Source organism: Vibrio sp. 1874 (assembly GCF_033344395.1).
GTDB classification, from domain to species: Bacteria; Pseudomonadota; Gammaproteobacteria; order Enterobacterales; family Vibrionaceae; genus Vibrio; species Vibrio alginolyticus.
Window position 1 is genome coordinate 438,883 of record NZ_JAWPOR010000002.1, and the last position, 24,331, is coordinate 463,213.

The window sequence follows — 24,331 nt, forward strand, 5'->3', positions numbered from 1 at the left end:
AACCGCCTTCGGGCGGTTTTTCTTTTCTTATCAATGGAAACTGAAGTAAGATTTCTCGCTTCTCGCTTCTCGCTTCTCGCTTCTCGCTTCTCGCTTCTCGCTTCTCGCTTCTCGCTTCTCGCTTCTCGCTTAACCCGCAGCAGAAATGTCGTATTTCTTCATCTTGTGGTTGAGTGTGCTCATTGGCAGCGCCAATTGCTCAGCGGCCTTCTTGGTGTGCCAATTGCAGGCATTTAAGCAATCGATGATCACTGTACGCTCGTATTGGCTGACAACGTCCTTAAGGCTCTTTGAAACGTCTTCTAAATCCGCTTGTGCTTGCTGCTCGTAAGCAGGTTGCTCTGGGGTAGGTGAAGCTACTTTCATGTCGATATTTGGCACATCTTCTGGGATTTGTTCGCCAAACTCAATGTGAGTAATGGTTTCAAAATCGGACAGTAGCACCGAGCGCTCAATGATGTTCTTAAGCTCACGCACGTTCCCTGGGTATTGGTAGGCAAGGAGCTGTTTACGTACGTTGGCACTTAACCCTGGCGCTTGCGGCAGACCTAGCGTGTTGGTTGTGTGTTGCACGAAATGTTCGGCAAGGGGAATAATATCCGACTTGCGTGCTCTCAATGGTGGTAATGTAATAGGGAACACATTCAAACGATAGAACAAATCGGCACGGAATCCGCCATCTTTGATTTGCTGCATAAGATTACAGTGGGTTGCGGCGATAACGCGAACGTCCACTTCAATCTCTTTGCTGGTACCGATAGGGCGAACTTTACGCTCTTGCAGTACACGCAGTAACTTCGCTTGTAGTAGCATTGGCATATCGCCAATTTCATCTAGGAAAAGCGTGCCGCCGTTGGCTGCTTCAAACAAACCGACTTTGTCTTTGTCCGCGCCCGTGAATGAACCTTTCTTATGCCCAAACAGTTCAGACTCTAACAACTGTTCGGGAATTGCCGCACAGTTTTGTACGATCAAAGGCTGTTCTGAACGGTTAGAGTTTTCGTGAATGTATTTCGCGATCACCTCTTTACCTGCGCCCGTTTCACCACGCAACAGAACGTCGACAGGAAGAGATAGCACCTTATCAAGACGATTCAAGACATTGAGCATTTCTTCGCTCTCTGCAATAGGACCTTGATAGGCTTTCTGAGTACGTTTTTTGAGCTGAGTGTTCTCGCGCACTAGGGCTTGATTGTCGGCATTGAGATTTTTAATCACTTGCCCATATTGCTCTAACCAAACGGCTTGACGAATGTTACTCGCTGCCATTCGACAAAACTCAGTCAAGGCTGCCTCGTTGTCAATGACATTCAAATCGAGTAAGACTAACAGCCCAATGGTTTTGCTTTCGCTATCAATCAAAGGCCAAGCCAGTAAGTTCTCGCTTTTTAGTCCCAATGTCTGCTCTGTTTGATAAATGCTTTCACAGTCGTAGCCGTTGTATTTGTATAACTCGTTAATCAACACCACTTCACCATTACGAATCGCAAAGTTAAATGGGTCGTTCTCACTGGCTGAGTCTAACTGTAATGCTTCCCAAGGGTGGGAAACGATAGTTTTATCGTTATGGTGAGCGGTACTTGGAATCAACGCCTGCCCAGTCTGGTCCAAAACGTAAATGATGCCGTGCTTTGCGAGGGTCATTTGTCTCGCAGCGGTCAACACAGCATCCAACGTTTGGGTAAGCTGGCTGCGATCAGCCAAAGACTGACTGATCGCAAGTAGGGCGTTACTAAGTTCGCTATGGTTAGCTGAACGCATAGGTTAGTGTTCCTTGCTCATCGACAGACACTTCGATTTGCGTATGTGAATCATCCTTGTCATGCACTAGTAGCTGAGTCGAGAGCTGAGGCAGTAACTGACGGTTGATAACCGCGTCGATGTTACGCGCGCCCGTTTCAGCAAGGCGACAGTTACCGAGTACGAACTCAACCAAACTTTCTTCGTAGCTCAGAGACAGCTTGTGATGGCTCTGTAGACGCTGAGAAACTTTGTTCAACTTGTGGTGAATGATTTCTGTCATTGCTTCATCAGAAAGCGGAACAAATGGCAGTACCGACATACGTGCCAATAGCGCCGGTTTGAAGTGTTGGTTCAAAGTAGGGCGGATAGCTTCTGCGATGATGTTTGCATCAATGTCTTTTGATTGATGAACCAAAGATTCGATCTCGTGCGTTGCAAGGTTACTGGTCATGATGATCAGCGTGTTCTTGAAGTCGATTGTGCGGCCTTCGCCATCGTTCAGCGTACCTTTGTCGAACACTTGGTAGAACAGGTTCAACACTTCTGGATCGGCTTTTTCTACTTCATCAAGAAGTACAACAGAATATGGACGCTGACGTACCGCTTCTGTCAGCATGCCGCCTTCACCGTAACCTACGTAACCCGGAGGCGAACCGATTAGGCGAGATACCGTGTGCTTCTCTTGGAACTCAGACATGTTGATGGTCGTCATAAAGCGCTCACCACCAAACATTTGATCAGCGATCGCACGAGCCGTTTCGGTTTTACCCACACCACTTGGGCCAACCAGTAGGAATACGCCCGTCGGTGCGTCTGGGTTGCCTAGGCTGGCTTTTGCGGTTTGAATGCCTTCAGACAGTGCATCGATAGCGTATTCTTGGCCTTTGATGCTCTGTGTTAGGCTTTCTTTCAGTTTTAGTGTGGTTTCTGCTTCGTCTTGAAGCATCTTACCCATTGGAATACCAGTCCAGTCCGAGATCACGTGGCTGACTTCATCAGGACCCACTTCAAAGTGGACCAGTGGGTTGCCACTACGGATTGCGTCTAACTGTTCTTGGCAGGCTGAAATTGCAATGCGAACGGCTTCTTCATCCATTTCTGCATATGGAGAAACGTCTTGCTCTTGTTCTGAATCTTCGTCTGCAACAAGCTCTTCTTCATTTGTTTCGCCAAACACCAGTTCATGCAAGCGAGAGCGTAGAGCAATCATCTCTTGGATCTGCTCTTTTTCTTTGTGCCATTGGGCTTCTTGCTCTGCTAGCTCTTCTTTCGTTGTTTCCATTGCCAGTTTTAGGTCTGGAATGTTAGCAAGGCTGTGCTTGTCGCCAGTTTGCTGCAGAGCATCACGCTCAAGAGCTTCTAGCTCGCGCTGTTGAGCTGCAAGTTCTTGCTGTAGAGTCTCAACAGAAGCAGGAATGGCATTAAGGCTGATGTTCACTCGTGCACACGCTGTATCTAGCACATCGATCGCTTTGTCTGGCAGTTGACGGCCAGAGATATAACGAGCAGAAAGTGCTGCCGCAGCAGTGATGGCGTCATCACGCACGTAAACATTGTGTGACTTCTCGTATGCAGGGCGAAGACCACGAATGATCAATGCTGCTTGTTCAGGAGATGGTTCGTCGAGTTTCACCAATTGGAAACGACGCGCAAGGGCAGGATCTTTCTCGAAGTACTTCTTGTATTCCGACCATGTTGTTGCAGCGATGGTTTTCACTTCACCACGTGCTAGGGCTGGTTTTAGCAAGTTTGCCGCGTCGCTGCCGCCTGCTTGGTTACCACCGCCAACAAGGGTGTGTGCTTCATCGATGAATAGAATGATTGGAGTTGGTGAGTTTTTCACTTCATCCAATACTGCGTTTAGGCGTTTTTCGAATTCGCCTTTTACGCTTGCACCAGCTTGCAGAAGACCCATGTCCAGGCCGTAAAGCTCAACACCTTTGAGGTTGTCTGGTACGTCACCTTGTACAATCTTAAGTGCCAAACCTTCTACTACTGCGGTTTTACCAACGCCCGGTTCACCAACAGCAATAGGGTTGTTTTTACGGCGACGAGCAAGAATGTCCACGATTTGGCGGATTTCTTGGTCGCGGCAGAAAACAGGGTCGATTTCGCCTTTGCGTGCTTTACCAGTGAAGTCGGTTGTGAACTTGCTCAGTGCTGAGCCATCCTCACGAGCTTGTGTTTTCTCTGAAGTAGCAACTTGCGCCTCAATAGAGTGGCTTGTTAGCTCTGCAAAGTTACGCTTAAGGCTGTCAGGGTTTACCGCTTCAAGGATAGAGGCGTAACCATGTTGGCCGTAACGGAGAGGGTTGCTAACAAGAGTAAGGAGTAAGGCACCAGAGCGGATTTGTGTTTCGGATAGATCTAAAGAAGAAACCAGCCAACTTTCTTGCAACCATTCGATTAATAAAGCAGAAAAAACAGGTTTGCTGCCATTTCCTTTGGCGTTGGTGTCGAGTGTGGATCGAACCGATTGTCTTAATAAGTTCTCAGAACAATCAAAATGACTTAATAAGACGTCAAAATCACTATTTGGCCTTTCTAATAGACTCAGTAAATAATGCTCAATTTGAACTTCGTTTGCTTTTTCAGAGACTGCAAGTGCAGCGGCGTCTTCTAATGCTACTTTTGCAATCGGGTGTAGACGCTGAATTAATGAAGAAAGGTTTATATTTATCATAGCCATTTTATTCTTTAGAGGAAAAGAGGTAGCAGCTATTATACTAAAAGTGATTGCGTTCTTTTTTTATCAAGATATTTTGACTATCGTTTGTTGGTTATTTTTAATGATTATTGTGACATTAATGTTTGTGGTTATTTTAATGGCGTTGTTATTCTAAATTAATTGATAGTAAAAGTGTCGGATTTATTAGTTTTAATGACTTTATTTACACGGTTTTATATGGTTATTTTCACTTTTTAAAGTTAGAACAATTTATTATTATCTTAATCCAACTTTTTGGTTTTTTATCCAATAAATTGTACTCAAGATATTAGTGAATAATGTCTTAATTTATTTAAATTGTTGTTTTTATTGCATTTTTAAAGTTGGCACGGACTTTGATTATACCAAGTAGTCGCGGTGATAAGCGATTTGGTGATTTAAACAAAACAGATTTTAGAAAAGGAAATAGCGATGCCAACTCCAGCATATATGTCTATCCAAGGTGAGACTCAAGGCCATATTACTAAAGATACTTACTCTGCAGATTCAGTAGGTAACACATGGCAAGAAGCTCATGTTGATGAGTTCCTAGTACAAGAACTTGATCACGTGCTAACAGTTCCACGTGATCCACAAAGTGGTCAGCCAACTGGTCAACGTGTACACCGTCCACTTGTTGTAACTAAAGTTCAAGATCGCTCATCTCCACTACTATTCAACGCACTAGTATCTGGCGAAAAACTTCCTGAGTGTGTGATCCGCTTCTACCGTACTTCAGTTCAAGGTAAACAAGAGCACTACTACTCAATCAAATTGATTGATGCGCTACTTGTCGATATCCAAACTCGTATGAACCACTGTCAAGACGCAGCAACAGCTGACCGCGTGACAGAAGAAGTGCTTAAGTTCACTTACCGTGCGATCGAAGTAACTCACGAAAACTGTGGTACTGCGGGTAACGACGACTGGCGTGCTCCACGCGAAGCTTAATTGCTCGTCGCGTAAAGATTCAGGGCCAACGATTGTTGGCCCTAATTCGATTATTTGTATCAGGTAAAAGATATGGTGAATGACGTAGAATTTAAATTTGAAGTGCCTGGATGTGGGCATGAATTTCGGGTTGAGAGCTTTCATGTTCATGAAGAGTTATCTAAGCCTTTCCACATCAATCTCTCATTACTTTCACTTGATCCAGATATCTCGTTCGATGAGTTAATACGTAAAGCAGGAACGTTGACACTTTACGGACAAGGTGTTGGGGCTGCGCGCGTGTTCAACGGCGTGGTGAATGAAGTTCGTTACTTAGGGACTGGACGTCGTTTTTCTCGTTATCAATTAGTCTTGGTTCCTCAAGCTTGGTTCTTATCTCAGCGCCAAGATTGTCGTATTTTCCAGCAAAAGTCAGCGCAAGACATCATCACAGAAGTACTCGATGATGGGGCAGTCACCGATTACCGATTTGAAGTGTCGGGTACTTATCCTCCAAAAGAATACGTTCTGCAATACCGTGAGTCTGACTTGCACTTCGTGCAGCGTATGATGGCTGAACACGGTATGTGGTATTACTTTGACCATAGCGATTCAAATCATACGATGGTCATTGTCGACAGTAATGACGCGATTGCACCTTTGATAAGCTCGCCACTAAATGCTTCTTACATTGGGCCGATTGTTTATCATGCCGATGGTGGCGGTGTTGCCGATCGCGAACATATCTCTGATCTCGAGTTAGTTAACCGCGTTAGAACAGGACAGGTTACGTACACAGATTACAACTACGAACACCCTAAAATTCCACAAGAGATGACACAGGCTGGCGAGCTAGACCAAGATCTCAAGCAGTTTGATTATCCTGGACGATACGTTGACCCGCTGATGGGTCAGGTGAGAACCACGGAGTGGATGTCGGAACACATAGTCGATAATCAACAAGTGGAAGCAACGAGTGACGTAATGCGCTTAGCATCTGGTTACAGCTTTAACGTCAGTGACCACCCGCGTTCTGAGATTAACCGCGATTACCTTATGTTGTCTGTAATGCACACAGGTCAAGATCCGCAAGTGCATGAAGATGAAGCGAGTGGTATGCCAACCACTTACTACAACCAGTTCTCGTGTATTCCACGTGATGTGGTGTTTAAAGCGCCTAAACTAGCAGCACCAGTGGTTGATGGCCCTCAAACGGCGGTTGTTGTAGGACCAGAAGGTGAAGAGATTTACACCGACAAGCTTGGTCGAGTGAAAGTACAGTTCCATTGGGATCGCTACGGTGATAACAACGAACATTCAAGCTGTTGGATTCGTGTAAGCCAATCCATGGCGGCGCCAACATGGGGCGCAGTTTATTTGCCGCGTATTGGCCATGAAGTCGTAGTGACTTTCCTTGAGGGGGATCCAGATCGTCCGTTAGTTACGGGCGCAGTTTACAACGGTTTGCATTTCCCACCGTACTCTTTGCCAGAAAACAAAACTCGTACCACGTTCCGCACGCAAACGCACAAAGGAACAGGTTACAACGAGTTGAGTTTTGAAGACGAAGCGAACCAAGAAGAAGTCTATATTCACGCTCAAAAAGACATGTCGACCAAGGTGCTCAACAACCGTTACCGTGATATCGGTCAAGATGAATTCTTGAAGGTTGCACGTCACCAAACGAATGAAGTTCATGGTGACCATAAAGAAACCATTCATGGACATAAAACGACACAAGTAAACAGTACGTTTACCGAGACAGTCGAGCAAGACGTTACCGTCACATACAACGCGAACGAAGCCCAGTATGTGAAAAACAATTCTGACTTAGAAATTGGTGATAACCGTACGACTAAGATCGGTAAAAATGATGACTTAGATATTGGCGAAAACAGTAACCTTACTATCGGTGCGTCTAAGAGTTCAGATATTGGTGCGGATGATAACCAGACGGTTGGTGGCAACTTAACGGTATCAGTGAAAGGGAACACCGCTTATAAAGCTGATGGGGCAACGCAAATTATCAGTGGCGACAAGATTGTATTGAAAACGGGTGGTTCCTCTTTAGTGATGAACAGTGATGGTTCAATAAAGTTATCAGGCTCGGCTATTACGATCGAAGGCAGTGACAAAGTCGTCGTGAAAGGTGGCAACGTAGTGGTTAACTAACAATGGAAAAACAACCTCTTACAACAGAAGTAATATCAGAGCAGCAAGCCGAATCAACGGCTTGCTTTTCGCGTTTTGGAAGAATAGTGGCTATCAATGAGTCTACGGGCAGTGTGCGAGTTGATTTTGATGGTAACCCATTTAAGCAGCCACTCACTGCGAGACTAGGACGTGGCTTTCGTCGTTCTGAGCTGCAAATGGCTATCGATAATCGATTAAGTTGTCGAGTTGAATTTTTGAACGACGACTTAAGCTTGCCTCTTGTGACGGACATTTTCTTCTCCATTCTGGATGACTCTGACGAGTTTGTATTGCGAGCGAAGAAGATGGTTATCGAGACAGAACAAGAGTTGGTAGTCAAAAGTGGTGAGACAGAAACTCGCTATAGCGGGCGCGATGGACGAATTACCACTAAAGCGAAGTACGTCACTTCTCAAGCAGAAAAAGCACAAAAAATTCAAGGCGGAACGATCGCAATTAACTAATTACCTAGCATTAGCTAATTTACGTCGAGTTAGCTAATTACTTTGTATTAACTAATTGCAATCGCGTTATGGCACGCTAATAACGGATAACTAGATGCGACAAAGAATCGGTGTCGAGCACCTAAAGGCACCCATAACCAATCAAGAAGTCGAAGGCGCGTTAGCAAAAGCTGATCGCGCTGTGAATGACCTTTCCCAGTTGCCAGTAACATGGCTGGATTTCTGTAATGAAAAGCTGTCCATTGCTTCTGAAAGTATCGGGTTTTTAATCAGGCAGCGAGTTCAAATTCACAAAAGGGGTTATCCAAGTCGTGAGTTGGCGTATCTCAAGCTGATCGAACGCCAAATTGAAGAACTGAAGCAGGTGTACTTGTCGTTTTATCGGCTAGCACCGGGGTTGATTCATCAGTTAAGAGGCCAGGAGCCAGAAATCTACAGCTGGCTGATGCTACAGGGCGAGTTGGGCTCAGAGTTGGATAACCTTTTGTGCGGATTGAGTTTACTCGAAGATATTGACGCTAAAACCGCAATGGTCATTGCCGTACAATCTCCGGTTGAATCTATGGATAGCACGCTTTCGGAGCTTATTGAGGGTAATGCGACATCCAGTGCGTTTTATTTTGAATGCTTACGTGTACGTCAAACATTAAGTGTTTCTCTCATCAAGCGCTGGCACAAAGCCAGCATCATTAGCTCTCATGTTGCTTTGCCACTGCTCGCTTTACAAGACGTGAAAGAGGGGATTGATTGGCTCAATGACAATGCAGGCAGCGAACAATATCTATTTGAACGTTTGATTACCAAACGTGACAGAGGCACTTGGTTCCGTCAGTGCTTTGGCATCGAACCAAATGGATTACCATCAGCGCAAGTGCTCACTTATGCCAAGTTACTTGAGTTAAAAGAGTTTGAGGCGTTTGATATCTCTTCTTCATTAGCACCTGTTGATTTTGCGCTGGGTGGTAATTGGAAACTGGTGCCCCAAATCATCGAGCACTTGGAAAGTCTGGAGGAAGCTGAAGGTGAAATTTGGCTTCAAGCCTTGTATGTCGTCTACGGAAAGCTTCTTCCTCTGAATCCGCAAGATGTTGGTGTCGAGTATGAATGGGAAGAGATCGTCGATCTTCTTAATGAGTGGGTGGAAGATGAAAAATACATCCAAAATCTACCAAGCCGCTTGGGTTACGCATTGAGCTTCGAGTCTACGTTAGCTGCGATGCAAGATGCTAACGTTGATGTGCTGTTCCGAGATTGGCTATGGCGTCAACTCTGTATTCAATCCAGAGCCTACGTGCCTTGGGATATGGCAATGCCGATTCATCAACAAGACTGGAACTTCAACAATTTAAAGGCCGCACCTTCTGCGAGCGAACGATTCAACTTAAGGAATAGCAATGCAGTTATGGGATATTGAGGCGCACCCTGAGCTATCACTTAAAGGTCGTTTTCAACGTGACGAAAACGGCGATGAAGTCTGGGTTGTAGTCGCCAAACGCACATGGCAATTCGATGGTGTGGTTTGGCACGAATTAGGTGAAAGTGAAATCTTCGATGATCCCCAATATTTGGGCGAAGAAGGCTTCTCTGCGATGAAAGTTGACCACGAGTTCGCGTATACCAAAGAAAACACAGATGTACTTGTTTACGGCAAAGCGCGCAGCTACGCGAAAAAGCCAGTGACATACCAAGAGTGTCGTGTGCTGATTGATGGTCATATCGATAAGACTCTCGCTATTCACGGGGAGCGAGTATGGGTTGAGCATGCTGGTAGTATAACGCTGAGCAACCCAGTCCCATTTATTGAAAAAGACATTGATTACACTTGCGCGGTAGGCGGTGATTTACGTAACCGAATAGGCGGTGGTGTTGCCGATTCCAACAAAGAATTGCTTGAACAGAAAGTACCCTCGATTTTTTATCCCCGAGAGGACTGGAGTGCCGCCGCGAAAAAACTACGCGTTGCGGGGTTCGGGCCAGTGCCTCCGTTCTTTGAGGCGCGCCAGAAGCTGGCCGGCACGTTCGATGACGATTGGATTGAGAATCGCAAGCCAATGTTGCCACTCGATTTTGATAAGCGGTTCTTCCAAAGCGCGCCTATTGATCAACAGTGCAAAGGCTTTCTTCGTGGGGGGGAGCGTTTGATGATGAGTGGCTTTTGTCATGATGACACGCTTTCATTTCGAATTCCTAAAGAAAAATACCGTGCGATCGCGACGTTCAAAGATCAAAGTTATCAAGCTGATATGGCGATGTACACCTTATTCGTTGATACGGAAAAGAAAACTATATCAATCAGTTACACCGCTGCGTTTCCTTGTCAGGGCAAGGAACATTTGTTGGTGTCGACATCGATCACTAAGCTGGAAGAGGTAAGCGAGCATGCATAATTCAACAGGCCGTTACGTGCTAGGGATGGAAGTGATGACGCCAACCGGTATGAATTTAGATATTGCTAGTGCAGTTTCGTATGCTGATTTAGGAAGATTTGACCAATGTGTAGGGGATGATGGTATCGAGCGTTTTACTTACGCCAAAATCGAATACACCAAAGAAAGTGAGCAGTTTGAGAAAACGTGCGAGTTAATCACCCACTTGCTTGATTCATTGTTAGCGCAGTTACCACGTTCATTGAGACCAATACCTTTGCTTATAGCGGTGCCTGTGTCTGTTTCACTAGTAAAGGTGCAAGAATGGCTTGGTGAAAGTAACTATGCTGAATTTCTCTCTGTGGTGAATGCTGTTCATGCCAGTGGGCCCAGTTTCGTTCTCCAGGCCATGAAATCATTGGATAAATATGATGCTATGATGTGTATCAGTGTCGATTCTTTGGTGAGTTCGATGCAAACACTCATCGACGATGCGATGGTAATGAGTACCAATAATCCATGGGGCGTTATTCCGAGCGAGGGTGGGGCGGGTTTAATTCTTTGTCGAAAAAACACCGTAGAAACATTGAAACTTAAGCCTCAAGCGCAGCTTGGCTACATTGATACGGAATTAAACACTTCAGACCGAAGAGGCATGTTTCGACTTGTTCAACGTGCGAGTAAAAAGCTCGATTCATTTGGTGAAGTGTATTCCGATATGACGAACCTGCGCATGCATTCGGAAGATTACGGCTTTGCTCTGGGGGCGAAAGCAGAACGATTCACGAACCCAGAACAACCGCAGCTTATCAATGAGTTGTGGGGCACAATGGGTAGTTGTTCTTCTCTCGCTTTAATTGCCTTTGCGGTCAGAGAGCACCACTTTAAGCAACCAACTACATTGTTAATGTTCGACTTTCATGGTGACAAAGGAGTTCTTCAATTACTGCAATGTTAGTGGGCACTCATCGATCAAATGGCAATGAAAATATACTCATATTATTAGGTTGAAGTTTGTAACACGAAAAAGCGTATAACTCATGCAGTGAAAGCGTAAGTAAAAAGGTCTAATAAGTTAGTAATAATAACTAAAATAATAGGCTTACTGTTTGTTTTAAATACCAACCTTGATACAAGTACGTTCAAGAAAATATTATTCAACTCTAATAATATTTATTCTATGAAAGAGTACTAAGTGTCTAATAATCAGAGTACAGCCAAAGGATATATCGATCAGTTGGTTGTTAAAGCTATTGAGAAAAAGAAACTGAATGAGCAAAGGCTAGCAGAAAAAAATAAGCCGAAGCTTGAGTACGTGCTTTTTTCACAGTTTGATGTATTAGACAAGCTTCCTTCTAAAAATGGTAAGACAACGGTTTACCATCTTGCAAAAAAAGGGCAGCCAGAGAAGCAAATCTGTTGCAAAGTTATCAATGATGACTCGCCAGAATTTGCGAGCAAAATGTTGATTAACGAAGCGAGCAGGCTGGAGCTTTCTCAACACCCTAGCGTGGCTAACTTTGTAAAAATCGGCAACGAATTCGAACGCCCATATTTGATGTACGAGTGGATCCAAGGTGAATCACTGGCAGAAAAAATGGAGCGTCATTCTTCTAAAGGCTTCCGCCACGACCACATCGCTTGGTTGGTGTATCAACTCGCTGGCGCTCTAGAGTTTATGCATACAAGAGGTATCTGCCATCTTGATATTAAACCATCTAACGTATTAGTGAGTGAAGGCGATTACGTTAAGCTCATTGATTTCGGCGCTGCTCGTTACATTGGAGAGACAGAACCTTACGCAGAAGCAAGCTTGAGCTACGCTTCCCCTCTTTATATAGAAACTGGCATCGCGGAACCGCAAGATGATGTTTACTCTCTCGCTTTGCTCGCTGGACACCTATTTTTAGGATCAATATTTGGTGATGCTTGGAATAAGCAGTTAAAAGATCGAAAGCGTCCGGCTTTGATCCCGGTTCATATTTGGAAATTGCTGAAAGAAGTCATCAACAAACCAAGAGGGCATGGCTATACCGCTATTTCTTTTGCTCAACAGTTAGCGCGAATCGATACGCAATCAATTAGCTCAAATTCTAACGCACCAATTTTCAGTAGCTTGCGTAACGCGGATTTGCTGCTTACACACTGTAAGCCAAATGATAAAACGGCGTACGGTCGCTTTAAAATATTAGAGGCGAGCTTAGTGCTGAGTGTGCTGGCAACAGCAGGAAGTTATTTATATCAACAGAATAAAGATCAATTGGATGCCATTTTTTCCCGAGGTGTCACTACTGTAACTCACGTTATTACGCCCTCTGAAACGGCTTCTTTTTTAGCTCAGCCTCCATGGGAAATCAAAGAAGAATTGTCTCAAGCTACTCAGAGTATTGATATGACAGAAGCTTATCGAACAGCATATCAAGCTCAGCAGTTAAGCCTCTCGAATTTATATGAAGAAAAACAGGCTCAGTTAACGTCGTATCAATCGTTAGCGGATGGCTTACCAATGGCATTAGTCGAATTACGTAAGGAGCTTGTCACCTTGCGAGAAACCCTTGTTCGTGACGGTGCCCTGTTTCCATATGCGGATGAGGCGTTGACTAAAGTGATGTCTGGATTAAATGTCGCGTCTATCGATTCCATGAAAGTATCTGCCATAGCTGGCAGTCGAGATAAGCAGATTGCTCGCTTAATTTTAGATGGTGAAGCTAAGCTCGCAGAAAATGAAATGAAAGAGGCATGGTTATTAAACCAGTCACAAGCCTATTTCTACAACCAAATCTTACCAAAGGCTGTGATGGAAAATATTAATGACTCCATCGATAAACATGCAGAGGCGCACTTTTACACCAAAGCAATTGAAGAAGCTGAATTAGCCAAAGCCTACTTCGGTAATACGCCAGAACTAGACAAAAAAATAAAGGATTTAATCGTCGCAAGAAGCGAATTTATTTTGTTTAGCACCGTGATGGAGCAATCCGTTTACGACAAACAAAAGCTACATGAATCCCTTGCCGATTTAGAACGGAATGCACCAAGTAAATTTACAGAAATCACGAAAATTCTAGATAGCATGGCGTCGGATGCGATTGAGCAGAGCCATCGATTATCTAAGCCAGCAAATGGCGCAATTGCGGTAGCGCGTGCGTTGAGAGATTACTTGACTGAAGGAGACGTGAATTTTGTCCAACATTGATATCGATCGTCTGCTTAATCCTATTTCTGATGAATCTCCAGTGGGTAACGATGCCCGTTACGAGTTTTGCTATGAAATGATGGAATCCGAAGTGAAGAAATTCGGTTCCTTGTTTGGCGAAACAGTAGATTGGAGCGTAGTAAAAACGCACGCGACTGAAGTTCTAGAGCACCACAGTAAAGACTTAAAAGCCATTTGTTACCTTGTTCGCGCGCTAACAGAAGAGTTTGGTCTGCAAGGCTTTGAACAAGGGCTAAAGCTGCTTAGTGAGGCGTTAAGTCGCTTTGGCGTTGAATTGTATCCTTCCCGAAAGCGGGGTCGAGATGGCGCGGTCGAATGGTTGAACCATCAGTTTAAACTGGTCAGCAGCAAGTTAGCGGAAAGCGCTCAGTCATGGGATTTGGTATCAAACTGCATTTCGACTATTGAAGAAGTGCAGCGCCAGTACGACGAGGTTTACCAAGACTCAGAAGCGGATTTCTTTGAGATTCGCACTCAACTCAATGTTTTATCTCAACAAGCGGCGGCTGATGAGCAGAGCGATGAAGCAGTCGTTAACATCGAACAAGCGGCGCCTGCACCAGCTACGCAGCCTGCCGCCGCAGAAACGCCAGCGCAGAGTGAAGAGCAAACCGCACCGGTGAAGACGGTTCCACCGGCTCCTAAACCTGCGCCAGTTAAGAAAGCGGTAGCAAAAGAAGTCGATGTCGATACGGACTTCTCTTCGCCTACGGCTTCTAAGCGCACCTTGAAGAAGGTTGCGGAAGTCATGCTTCATGCGAACCCAAGTGATCCGCTGGCTTACCGGATTTATCGTCATCTGACTTGGGATGACATTGATGGTCTACCCGGCCACCAAAATAATCAAACGCCTTTGAGCTTGGCAGTGTCGTCCGATCAACAAGCGGAATACCGAGATAAAGCTGACCAAGAAAGCGACATCGACACCATTAAGCGTTTGGAGCGCACATTAACGGATGCGCCGTTTTGGCTGACGGGCCATTACTTCGTGTATTCGATGCTTAATAACTTGGGCTTTGATGATGCAGCGCTTGCTGTGAAACAAGAAGTGACGCGTTTTGTTGAATCGCTAGAGGGCATCGAGCACCTCTCATTTAAGAATTCTATACCATTTGCAGATGAAGCGACCTTGAGCTGGTTATCGACTCAAGATACTACTTCTTCGACTTCTCAACCCGTTGTTCAAACGGTTGTGATTTCGCAGGAAGACTCGCTGCCAATGGAGGATATCACTCTAGAAAATCTAGGGGAATGTGCCGCAGAGCTTGCCCACAAACTTGAGCTGGATAGCTCGGGACGTGGGCAGTTCATGCTGTATTTACAATTGATAGCAGCTTACCAGTCTGTTGGATTATACCCGTTGTGTTTGCCGTATCTTGAGAAGGGGTGGGAAGTACAAAAAGCGTTTAATCTCGCGAGCTGGGAACCCCACTTATCGTCACAGTTAGAAGACCTAATTCGAAAAACACTCCATCGGTTATTTGGAAGCAAGGATCTTCTACCTGAGAAGTATGAAGAGTGGAAAGCAATTTACGACTAATTAAAGAGTTAGATAAGGAACGAATTATGTCACGTGACGGCTCGGTGGCTCCTAAAGAGCGAATTAATATCCGTTATGTTCCAGCAACTGGCGATACGCAAGAAGACGTAGAGCTGCCGCTAAGCATGATGGTAGTTGGCGACTTTACTGCGCGTGCAGATGAGACACCAATTGAAGAACGTACTCCAATTAACATCGACAAAGACAACTTTAACGAAGTGCTAGAGGGCATGTCTCCAAACGTTAAAGTCAACGTTGAAAACCGTCTTTCTGATGAAGAAGGCGGCCAGATTGGTGTTGATCTGACGTTCCAAAACATGAAGGACTTCTCACCTGAAGCGATCGCGAAAAGTGTACCTGAACTAAACAGCCTACTTGAGCTTCGCGAAGCCTTGGTTGCACTGAAAGGTCCTCTAGGAAATGTTCCTGCGTTCCGTAAGAAGATCGCATCGGTTCTTCAAGATGAAGAAGCGAGAAAGAAACTGTTGGATGAACTAAGCATTGGCAACGACCAAGACGCGAAAGAAGAGTAAGGGATATCATGTCTGCAGAAGCACAAGCGCCAGAACAAGAAGCAGCCTTAGTTGAATCAGGCTCACTTCTGGATAGCATTCTTAACGAAACACGTTTAAAGCCAAGTGATGAAGGTTTTGACGTTGCAAAACGCGGCGTAGAAGCATTCATCAGTGAGCTACTAAGCAGTTCGAACACAGAGAAAGTCGACCAATCTCTGGTTGATCTGATGATCTCTGAAATCGACCAAAAATTGTCTAAGCAAGTTGATGCAATTCTTCACAACGAAGAAGTTCAAGCGATTGAATCAACGTGGCGTGGCCTTAAGTACCTGGTTGATCACACTGACTTCCGCGAGAACATTCAAATTGAACTGATCTCTGCGAAGAAAGACGAAGTTCTTGATGACTTCGAAGACGCTCCAGAGGTGGTGAAGTCTGGCCTGTACAAGCAAATCTACACACGTGAATACGGCCAGTTCGGTGGTAAACCTGTTGGCGCCGTCATTTGTGATTACGCTATGTCTGCCTCTTCGCCTGACATCAAACTGATGGAATACATGGCGAACGTAGGCGCAATGTCTCACGCACCATTCATCACGTCGGCATCGGCTAAATTCTTTGGTCTAGACAGCTACGAAGAGCTGCCAAACCTAAAAGATCTTAAGTCTGTATTCGAAGGTCCACAGTACGCGAAATGGCGTGGTCTGCGTGAGCACGAAGATGCACGTTATTTAGGTCTATGTACGTCTCGCTTTATGTTACGTACGCCTTACTCTGTTGAAGATAACCCAATCAAGGCGTTTGACTACGATGAGCAAGTGACAGACAGCCATGATAACTACCTATGGGGCAACTCAGCGTACGCGATGGCGTCCAAGATCAGTGAATCATTTGCTAAGTACCGTTGGTGTCCGAACATTATTGGTCCTCAAAGCGGTGGTACTGTACAAGATCTACCGGTTTACAACTTTGAAGCTATGGGTCAAATCGAGACTAAGATCCCAACCGAGATCCTGGTTTCTGACCGTCGTGAGTATGAGCTAGCAGAAGAAGGTTTCATTGCGCTAACCATGCGTAAAGGTTCTGACAACGCGGCGTTCTTCTCTGCAAACTCTGTTCAAAAACCAAAAGTGTTTGCGAACACGCCTGAAGGCAAACAAGCCGAGATGAACTACAAGCTAGGTACTCAGCTTCCTTACATGTTCATTATCAACCGTTTAGCGCACTACATAAAAGTGCTACAGCGTGAGCAAATTGGTTCTTGGAAAGAGCGTTCTGACCTAGAAATCGAATTGAACAAGTGGATTCGTCAATACGTTTCTGACCAAGAGAACCCGCCAGCGGAAGTTCGTGGTCGCCGCCCACTTCGCGCTGCGAAGGTTGAAGTATCAGACGTAGAAGGCGATCCAGGCTGGTACAAAGTATCGATGTCTGTACGTCCTCACTTCAAGTACATGGGCGCAAGCTTCGACTTGTCTCTAGTTGGTAAGCTAGACCAATAACCCATTACTGAAACCATCAAGCAGCCAGTGAAGACTGGCTGCTTTTTTCGTAGGATCGCATATGGAAAAAGGTTACCGTCTTTTAGAGCGGATCGAGCTAGGAGAACCAAAAAACTGCTACGAGAAAGTGGTGTCTCATAAGCATTTGATTGAATCCATTCACTCGCATCTCGCTGACTTGTTGAATACGCATTCCGGCAACGCAATGATCGACAATGAGTATGGTCTGCCAGATTTTAACGACGTACTTTCTAACAACACAAACCTCGTTCGCCATATTCAAAAAAACATCACGTCAACCATAGAACGCTTTGAGCCCCGACTGCTGAATGTCGAGGTTCATTACCGTGAAGACCACCATAATCCATTACAACTCGGCTTTGGTATTCGCGGCGAAGTTTCCCATAACGGCGGTAAAGTCCCAATGTCGATCGATGTCTACATGGGAACCGACGGCCAATTTAACGTTTAGTAGGTGCCACTTGAGTAACAGTAAATACTTTCAAGATGAACTCACGTATTTACGCGAGTCAGGTAGTGAGTTTGCCAAATATCATCCGAAGTTAACTCACTTTCTCTCTGAAGGAACTTTTGATCCAGATGTCGAACGATTGCTGGAGGGTTTTGCTTTTTTGACCGGACGCATCCGCGAAAAGATTGACGATGAACTTCCTGAGCTAACGCAATCTCTGATGACTTTGCTGTGGCCACATTACATGCGTTCGATTCCGTCTTTGTGCATTAGCGAACTAAAACCGCATACCGGAAGTGTTACTGAGAAAACCGTGGTGAAACGTGGTGCGGAAATGGCCAGCGAGCAGGTAGAAGGCACGCAGTGTTTGTTCCGTACTTGTTATGACGTCAATCTATACCCAATTACGATTACTAACATTGAACAAACTAATAGCCGCACCAGCTCGATGATTGATGTGACGTTATCGACGGAGCATGGCCTTGAGCTGTCTCGTATCGGTTTAGATACGTTGCGTTTGCACCTGCATGGTGAGATTCATATTACTCGCACTGTCTTCTTATGGCTGTTCCGTTATCTAGATTACGTCGAGTTGGATGTTGGTGGTGGCTACAAACATCGTTTAGGGCCAGAGTACGTTAAGCCAGTCGGGCATGAAGAGGACGAGGCGCTGCTGCCTTATAGCAAAAACTCCTTTGCAGGCTACCGTTTGCTGCAAGAATTCTTCTCTTTGCCAGATAAGTTCATGTTCTTCGACATTAAAGGCTTAGAGTGGCTAAAAGGCATTCCGCAACGCAGCACGGTCAAAATCAAATTCCACTTTAAGCGTGCTTTGCCTTCAGAAGTGGTACTTAAAGATAAACACTTAAGGTTGCACTGCACACCTGCCGTTAACTTGTTTGAAAAAGACGGCGATCCAATCCGTTTAGAGCATCGACGAAACGAGTACAAGGTGCGTCCACAAAGTAACATTCAAGAGCATTACGAGGTTTATTCCATTGAGCAAGTGGAGAGCTGGAGTAAAGACGAGCGTCGCCGAAAACCACTGATTGAATTTGAATCGTTTGAGCACCAAATCAACCAGCGTGATAAGCGAGAGTTCTACAAATCCAAAGTGGGCGAGCGAGTAAGCGGAAGAGGGTTAGAGCGCTATATCTCATTCCATACTCACAATGGCGACATCGCGGATTTAGGGACTGAAACAGTATTGATGAAACTGCAATGCAGTAACGCGGACTTAGCGGAGCGCCTGTCAGTAGGGGACATCACGTACGCGACGCACAAATCGCCAACGTATGCGACGTTTAAAAACATTACTAAGCCAACACAGTCAGTAAGTCCTCAGGTTAATGGTGAACTTCAATGGCAGTTGATTGCCAACATGTCGCTCAACTACTTGTCTTTGGCCAATATCGATGTGTTGAAAGTGTTGCTCTCGACTTACGACTTCCACTCTCGAGTCGATAGACAAGCCCACCGCGCGTCGATTCATCGACTTGATGGCATTATTTCTTCAGAGATGAAACCAATCGATCGCGTATTTCGTGGTGTATCTGTGCGTGGTAACCAATTCAAGCTCGTGACGGACTCTAAGTTCTTCGTAAATGAAGGCGATATGTTCCTTATGGCCACGGTATTGAATGAATTTATCCGTTTGTATTCGAGTGTGAACTCCTTTACCGAACTAGAGGTGTTCGATGAAGCGACGGGCGAGGTTTACAACTGGGCAAGCCTAATCGGGCAGCAGACGATACTATGATTAACACACTTTCTGATAAGTCGAATGAGTTTAGTTTCTACCAAGCGGTGTTGCTGTTAGAGAAACACTACCAGTTGGAGCCAAACTCAAATTTTGTTGCCGTGGGCGAGAACAAATACTTCCATCAAGAGCGAATTGAGTTCAGCGTGTCGCCAAACCTGTGCTTTCCAAAGAGTGATATGGATTTTATTACTCATATGGAAAGAAACGGACAGCAATATTCACGTATTGAGACGAACTTTCTTGGCTTGCATGGTTCAAGCTCGCCCCTGCCAGCGTCTTACACTGAGAAACTCGTCGGTCGTGATCCCGATGATAACCCAGTGAAGGATTTCTTCGACTTTTTCCACAACCGCTATACAAGCTTACTGTATCGTGTTTGGAAGAAATACCGATATCACGTGCAGTACAAAAGCGGGGCGAGCGATGCGTTTTCTGGGCGCATACTGCATTTGGCTGGTCTGTCAAGCGTTATGCAAGATTGTGAAGTAGCGGAGTTAGATCGAGCGAAAGTTCTGTCTTACGTGAACCAGTTATCTACGCGTACGCGCTCACCCAAGCTTATTTCCGGTATTGTTTCGCACTACTTTTCACTGCCGAATGTGCGAATCGAAGAATGGGTTTATAGACGCGTAGAAATCGCTGAAAGCCAGCGTAACAAACTCAATCGTTCCAATTGTGTATTGGGGCAAAGCTTACACTTGGGACAAAGCATTGCGGATTTGAACGGCAAGTTTAACTTGTGTATCGACAACATTGATTTTGAAACGTTTAAGCAGTTTTCCTACGATGGTGAGTTACATAAGACGCTGGTGGGCTTGATGCGCTTTATTCTGCGTGACCCAATGTCGTGGGACCTAAAGTTGACAGTTAACCTAGACAGTATTCCAGAAAACAAACTGGGTAATGGAGAAGGGAACCAACTAGGTCAAACGTTCTGGCTTGGCAACCCAGGTGATAAAGACGCCAAAATTCGACTTATCGGAAGCATATAAGAAAGCCGCTCAACGAGCGGCCCTTTATGTTTTCCTCAAAGAGGTCAGAAAAGCTTAACGACTGATCGGCTGGTGCAGTACAACGGTAGTATCAAGCCTTTGAATGCCGTTAAATGATTCAATTTCATTACAAAGATGATGAATAGACTGCAGGTCGGGCGCTTCAATTAGGGCAATAATATCAAAGTTGCCACCAACAACGCTCGTTAAGCGAACCTCAGGAATTTCTTTAAGTGCATTCGTTACATCATTCTTCTTACCCTTTTCACAAGAGATCAGTAGATAACTAGCGGCTTTTCGCCCTTCATTTTCTACACGAATCTGTGCGGTATAGCCTTTGATAATACCGGTCTTTTCTAAACGATTAATTCTTTCTGCTACTGCTGTTCGAGACAAACCAATGTTTCGGGATAGATTCGCAATCGACTCTCGCCCATTCGACAATAGACTTGAAAGTATTTTTCGATCTAATTTATCTAAACCTTGTAAAGTCATGTTTGAAATCATGTGTTCTGCCTATTTTGTTTTTATATTGTTATTAAATCGACTCTGGGAGCGTAAAGTTATACAGCTCAGCAAGAGTGAATGGGTTTTTCTGTGTCAACGGAGTGATGCGTAAGCTCAAGTCCCTCCCTGACACTTTTATGTCACTGACAAAGCTGCCGTTATGAGTGTTTGTCAAGGTCGAGTCACCTAGCAATCTGTATATCGCCCATTGACCACTCTTATTTAAAACGTGCTGTCTGCCTTCATCGGTTACATCCTGGAGTGTGATACTAATATTGAAGTCACCATTTTGCGGTGGCCATGCCATTTCACGAATGCGGCTTGGACCGTGGTAGTAACTTATATTGGTATCTGCAATTTTTAAGCTCGCTCTAATCGCACTAGAATCAAGATCGAGTACTCTTGCACTAAACGGAATATGAACGCGGTTAGTGCTTTTATTAATTAATGTGTCTCGAATAACGTTATAGTTACGCAGTTGCACTAACAGAGCCGGAGAGATTGGCATCGTCTCGCCATCCACCTGTTTTGGCGTCCACAAATTGGTATCGTAGAACGGTGCAAAATTTTTCTGAATAAATGTGTCTAACAAGCCACCTGAAGCAAACAGTAATTCAAAATCTTCAATTGAGATTTCCTCGGTCGCTGTTAGATCAAATGGGTATCGTCCTAGCCCTATCTCTTTAAACTTGGTGTAAATCTCGCTGTACCATTGGGTTTGAATGCCTTTAGCGGACTCTTTAATCATGACTGACCAGCTTTGTTGAACCACATCTAACAACCAGCTACGAACGGGTTCCGGTGATTTTTGGGCAATCTGTTTAAGTTTTATTAATGGGTCAGCTTCACTGCTGTTCATTCGATGCTGAGCTGCCGCTAGCGCCGCCATTTGCGGGTCAGGTGCATCAGCAATGTCTTTCATATACGTGCGAACACGGCTTAACGCTGCTACGGTCTCATCCCAAGGAGTAGGGGAGTTTGGTGTTTCACTGACCTGAAGTTGGTTTAATAAGTGAAAAGCTTGTTCAACACGTTTCATCAACAAGTAATCAGGCTTAACTACTTCCTCTACTGCGTCTGATGCGGAGTCTGCCGCTGCCACGAGTTTCGGGTCTAGCTTTGAAATCAGAGCATTTTTTTCACCAACGGGTGAAAATTGTGTGTTGGCATAGACCTGCTTCAGTACGGTTGTCATTGGTGAAGAAGGGCCCGAGATTAAGTCTATCGCGTTCGTTAGGTCGCCGACATTGTCATAGTTCTGGACTTTTAGTTCACTCAGCGCATTGCGCCAATTACTGATGTAGTCGTCAGTATATTTTTTACGTACTTCCTCTTTGAAGGCTTCTTGTTCTTCACTAGTAGGAATAACGTGTTGTGACAGACCTAAAACCCAGTTGTCACTGATGACTTGTTGTGACATTAGGTCCACGCGTGGTCGATAAAAAGTGCTAAAACCAGTGGAGGTATAGATCTTATCTACGATCAAGCGTTCACTATCGATTGGTGTGTTGAATACATTGCTAAACTCAAAACCCACAGCTCGTTGCAGATCTAGGGTTCCTAAATCAATCGAATTTGCTTCGTTTAAAATGCCTGCATAAACGAGATCAACATTCGAATTTGCTAGCAATGAGCGACGTGTTGCGCGAACAAGATCCATATTGATATCAATTGGCTCAAACTGCGTGCGAAAGTAAGCGTCCAAATAGCGCATCGCCTGATTGACGACGTCACTTTGGTTGCTCAAGTCGTTCATCATTTGGAGAGTTTGATGACGCAAAAAACGGATATCACGCTTTGTTGGATCGTTTAGCATTAGATACCCCTTCAATAGAGGTAAAGCGCGTGTAAAAGTGTTTTGATTTTGCGTCAGTTGTAGACGGTAACCTTTCTCAATGAGAGGTATCAACTGTTGAGCAACGTCCTTAAGTAATGCTTCGTAAGCGATGCGAGTGCTTTGATCCAAACGGCTAATGTTGAGTGGTAATATCTCTTCATCCAAAGCCTTAGAACCTTTAAGCCACGCCCCATAAGAAGGCTCTATTGCTTTCGTCGCCTTCGCTAAAAGCTCATTGAATCTTGCATCTTGCTCCACTTGCGATTTGTCATCGATACTCAAGAGTTGATTCATCACATGTAAGTTACTGTCTAATGTCGTGAAAAAGAAGTAACTGCCCCCAGTAAGCAGGATAATAGAGCCGAGTATTGCCAAACGGCTTTGTCTCTGAATTAGACGAAGATACGTCTTGTTTTCGCCCGCAAAGTCGCTTTCCGGCAATATTTGTGAATCAATCAGAAAGCGAGAGAAATAAGGCGTTTCTGTTAACTGAGTATGCTCTGACGCGATAATAGGTAAGTTGAAGTAATTACTACAACTTTTTGCAAGTAAATTGTACTTGCGACCGCCTTGCAGACTCGAACTAAAGAAAATCTCACGGATGTCTAGTGAATAGACACCGTTGTTAACATCACATAGACGCTCAAGCACATAGCTGACTTCAGATTGACATAGCTCAAACTGCTTAGGGAAAGCGAGTATTGCTTGTTTCTCATCACTGTCCGTTGAATTAGCGGATGCATCTAGCGCATTACTTTCAAGCACTCTCACTAGATTTCGATAGCTATCGCGGTAGTACTCTGCAAATACACCTTTGGCTTCTTTTAGTGGGATAGAGAGGAACTCAACACGTGTCTTGAGAGAGCTAAAGTGCATGTATTCTTTAAAGCCATCTAACTTGTCTAGCTTTGACATAATCAAATAGATTGGCAATGCTGAAGACGTTTTAGAGTTGATGGTACTCAAGCGCGCCAATAAAGACGAAATAGTGTACTCTTTTTGCTCTGGCTCAGAGACGATCATGAACTCGAAATCGGTGAAGAATAGACAGCCTGAAAATGGCTTTCGAGGTCGATGATGAATAACTTCTTCAATGAACGTATTCCATAAAGAAGCATCACTGCTTGATACTTCCTGGAACACTAAGCGTTGGTCTGGTTTGATGTATACAGCGCTGTCAGATTCGTACCATTCAAAAAAGTCATTCTTAGCGGTTCTAGTGCGATCCATCGGTTTGATTGCACTAGAATTAAATAAAAATTGACGTCGCCCTGACCCTTTATTACCAAGCATCAGGTAAATTGGTTTCTTGCCTGAGTTAGCAAGAAGAGGCTGGATAACCATAGAAAGTGCTTCTTCCTCGGTTTCCAAATGTTGAGCTTTAGCGTTGTTCTTTTTCTTCAACCATAATGTGAATTGAAAAGTGACGTAAACAATGGCGATAGCACCAAGGGTCAGCCAAAGATAAAGTTGATCGATTTCGTCAAGAAAAAGCAGATAAATAGTGGTGATAATTGCAGCCACTAAAAACATCAATATAGTAGAAATCACCACTGGATTTCTAAACAGTTTTTGTTTGAACAT

17 protein-coding genes are annotated in these 24,331 nt (G+C 44.7%); 13 read left to right on the forward strand and 4 right to left on the reverse strand.

Translation table 11 applies throughout. From position 1 onward, the window contains the following. Positions 1 to 129: 129 nt before the first annotated feature. Both R8N46_RS05920 and tssH read right to left on the reverse strand, forming a co-directional pair. Entirely contained in the window at positions 130 to 1,761 is a 1,632-nt protein-coding gene (locus R8N46_RS05920; protein ID WP_213972222.1) for a sigma-54-dependent Fis family transcriptional regulator, read from the reverse strand. Beyond that, positions 1,748 to 4,426 (reverse strand): type VI secretion system ATPase TssH, encoded by a 2,679-nt coding sequence (tssH, locus tag R8N46_RS05925; protein WP_213972221.1) that lies wholly within the window; start codon positions 4,424 to 4,426, stop codon positions 1,748 to 1,750. The genes R8N46_RS05920 and tssH overlap by 14 nt, the downstream gene beginning before the upstream one ends. 456 nt (positions 4,427 to 4,882) lie before the next feature. Between tssH and R8N46_RS05930 the strand changes: the two genes are divergently transcribed. From R8N46_RS05930 to tssG, 13 genes are all read left to right on the forward strand, one after another. Continuing rightward, the gene (locus R8N46_RS05930; protein ID WP_005373415.1) at positions 4,883 to 5,401 is read left to right on the forward strand and encodes an Hcp family type VI secretion system effector; all 519 of its coding nucleotides are present in this window, start codon (positions 4,883 to 4,885) and stop codon (positions 5,399 to 5,401) included. Positions 5,402 to 5,473: 72 nt separating this feature from the next. Beyond that, a complete protein-coding gene (tssI, locus tag R8N46_RS05935; RefSeq protein ID WP_005373412.1) occupies positions 5,474 to 7,552 on the forward strand; it encodes a type VI secretion system tip protein VgrG in 2,079 nt (692 codons plus the stop codon). Between the two features lie 2 nt (positions 7,553 to 7,554). Beyond that, complete coding sequence (locus tag R8N46_RS05940; RefSeq protein WP_025767908.1) at positions 7,555 to 8,037, forward strand: hypothetical protein; 483 nt, start codon at positions 7,555 to 7,557, stop codon at positions 8,035 to 8,037. A gap of 94 nt (positions 8,038 to 8,131) precedes the next feature. Then, entirely contained in the window at positions 8,132 to 9,451 is a 1,320-nt protein-coding gene (locus R8N46_RS05945) for a hypothetical protein (protein ID WP_213901148.1), read from the forward strand. Then, complete coding sequence (locus R8N46_RS05950; protein ID WP_213972220.1) at positions 9,432 to 10,424, forward strand: DUF2169 domain-containing protein; 993 nt, start codon at positions 9,432 to 9,434, stop codon at positions 10,422 to 10,424. The genes R8N46_RS05945 and R8N46_RS05950 overlap by 20 nt, the downstream gene beginning before the upstream one ends. Continuing rightward, positions 10,417 to 11,361: a hypothetical protein gene (locus R8N46_RS05955; protein ID WP_017633759.1), complete on the forward strand. Its 945-nt coding sequence runs from the start codon at positions 10,417 to 10,419 to the stop codon at positions 11,359 to 11,361. The genes R8N46_RS05950 and R8N46_RS05955 overlap by 8 nt, the downstream gene beginning before the upstream one ends. 237 nt (positions 11,362 to 11,598) lie before the next feature. Further along, entirely contained in the window at positions 11,599 to 13,599 is a 2,001-nt protein-coding gene (locus R8N46_RS05960) for a serine/threonine protein kinase (protein WP_213905091.1), read from the forward strand. Next, entirely contained in the window at positions 13,586 to 15,160 is a 1,575-nt protein-coding gene (tssA, locus tag R8N46_RS05965) for a type VI secretion system protein TssA (protein WP_176311475.1), read from the forward strand. Before R8N46_RS05960 ends, tssA begins: the two co-directional genes overlap by 14 nt. A gap of 26 nt (positions 15,161 to 15,186) precedes the next feature. Continuing rightward, a complete protein-coding gene (gene tssB, locus R8N46_RS05970; RefSeq protein ID WP_005373381.1) occupies positions 15,187 to 15,693 on the forward strand; it encodes a type VI secretion system contractile sheath small subunit in 507 nt (168 codons plus the stop codon). A gap of 8 nt (positions 15,694 to 15,701) precedes the next feature. Beyond that, positions 15,702 to 17,177 (forward strand): type VI secretion system contractile sheath large subunit, encoded by a 1,476-nt coding sequence (tssC, locus tag R8N46_RS05975; RefSeq protein WP_005373378.1) that lies wholly within the window; start codon positions 15,702 to 15,704, stop codon positions 17,175 to 17,177. 61 nt (positions 17,178 to 17,238) lie between these two features. Next, positions 17,239 to 17,649, forward strand: coding sequence for a type VI secretion system baseplate subunit TssE (gene tssE, locus R8N46_RS05980; protein ID WP_005373376.1), 411 nt, complete (start codon positions 17,239 to 17,241; stop codon positions 17,647 to 17,649). 10 nt (positions 17,650 to 17,659) lie between these two features. After that, positions 17,660 to 19,408 carry a type VI secretion system baseplate subunit TssF gene (gene tssF, locus R8N46_RS05985; protein WP_213972219.1) on the forward strand — a complete coding sequence of 583 codons (1,749 nt, stop codon included), beginning with the start codon at positions 17,660 to 17,662 and terminating at the stop codon, positions 19,406 to 19,408. Beyond that, positions 19,405 to 20,403 carry a type VI secretion system baseplate subunit TssG gene (tssG, locus tag R8N46_RS05990; protein ID WP_005373373.1) on the forward strand — a complete coding sequence of 333 codons (999 nt, stop codon included), beginning with the start codon at positions 19,405 to 19,407 and terminating at the stop codon, positions 20,401 to 20,403. The genes tssF and tssG overlap by 4 nt, the downstream gene beginning before the upstream one ends. A 54-nt stretch (positions 20,404 to 20,457) precedes the next feature. Here tssG and R8N46_RS05995 read toward each other — a convergent pair whose 3' ends face one another. Together R8N46_RS05995 and tssM are read right to left on the reverse strand one after the other, a co-directional pair. After that, complete coding sequence (locus R8N46_RS05995) at positions 20,458 to 20,910, reverse strand: Lrp/AsnC family transcriptional regulator (protein ID WP_005373369.1); 453 nt, start codon at positions 20,908 to 20,910, stop codon at positions 20,458 to 20,460. 31 nt (positions 20,911 to 20,941) lie between these two features. Then, positions 20,942 to 24,331: a type VI secretion system membrane subunit TssM gene (tssM, locus tag R8N46_RS06000; RefSeq protein ID WP_213972218.1), complete on the reverse strand. Its 3,390-nt coding sequence runs from the start codon at positions 24,329 to 24,331 to the stop codon at positions 20,942 to 20,944.

Bases quoted from the DNA above. Each gene is read 5' to 3' on its own strand.
- tssG (WP_005373373.1), top strand. From the start codon at position 19,405: ATGATTAACACACTTTCTGATAAGTCGAATGAGTTTAGTTTCTACCAA.
- R8N46_RS05945 (WP_213901148.1), top strand. From the start codon at position 8,132: ATGCGACAAAGAATCGGTGTCGAGCACCTAAAGGCACCCATAACCAAT.
- R8N46_RS05920 (WP_213972222.1), bottom strand. From the start codon at position 1,761: ATGCGTTCAGCTAACCATAGCGAACTTAGTAACGCCCTACTTGCGATC.
- tssE (WP_005373376.1), top strand. From the start codon at position 17,239: ATGGAAAAAGGTTACCGTCTTTTAGAGCGGATCGAGCTAGGAGAACCA.
- tssM (WP_213972218.1), bottom strand. From the start codon at position 24,331: ATGTTCAAACAAAAACTGTTTAGAAATCCAGTGGTGATTTCTACTATA.
- R8N46_RS05955 (WP_017633759.1), top strand. From the start codon at position 10,417: ATGCATAATTCAACAGGCCGTTACGTGCTAGGGATGGAAGTGATGACG.
- R8N46_RS05995 (WP_005373369.1), bottom strand. From the start codon at position 20,910: ATGATTTCAAACATGACTTTACAAGGTTTAGATAAATTAGATCGAAAA.
- tssC (WP_005373378.1), top strand. From the start codon at position 15,702: ATGTCTGCAGAAGCACAAGCGCCAGAACAAGAAGCAGCCTTAGTTGAA.
- R8N46_RS05930 (WP_005373415.1), top strand. From the start codon at position 4,883: ATGCCAACTCCAGCATATATGTCTATCCAAGGTGAGACTCAAGGCCAT.
- R8N46_RS05940 (WP_025767908.1), top strand. From the start codon at position 7,555: ATGGAAAAACAACCTCTTACAACAGAAGTAATATCAGAGCAGCAAGCC.
- tssH (WP_213972221.1), bottom strand. From the start codon at position 4,426: ATGATAAATATAAACCTTTCTTCATTAATTCAGCGTCTACACCCGATT.
- tssI (WP_005373412.1), top strand. From the start codon at position 5,474: ATGGTGAATGACGTAGAATTTAAATTTGAAGTGCCTGGATGTGGGCAT.
- R8N46_RS05950 (WP_213972220.1), top strand. From the start codon at position 9,432: ATGCAGTTATGGGATATTGAGGCGCACCCTGAGCTATCACTTAAAGGT.
- tssB (WP_005373381.1), top strand. From the start codon at position 15,187: ATGTCACGTGACGGCTCGGTGGCTCCTAAAGAGCGAATTAATATCCGT.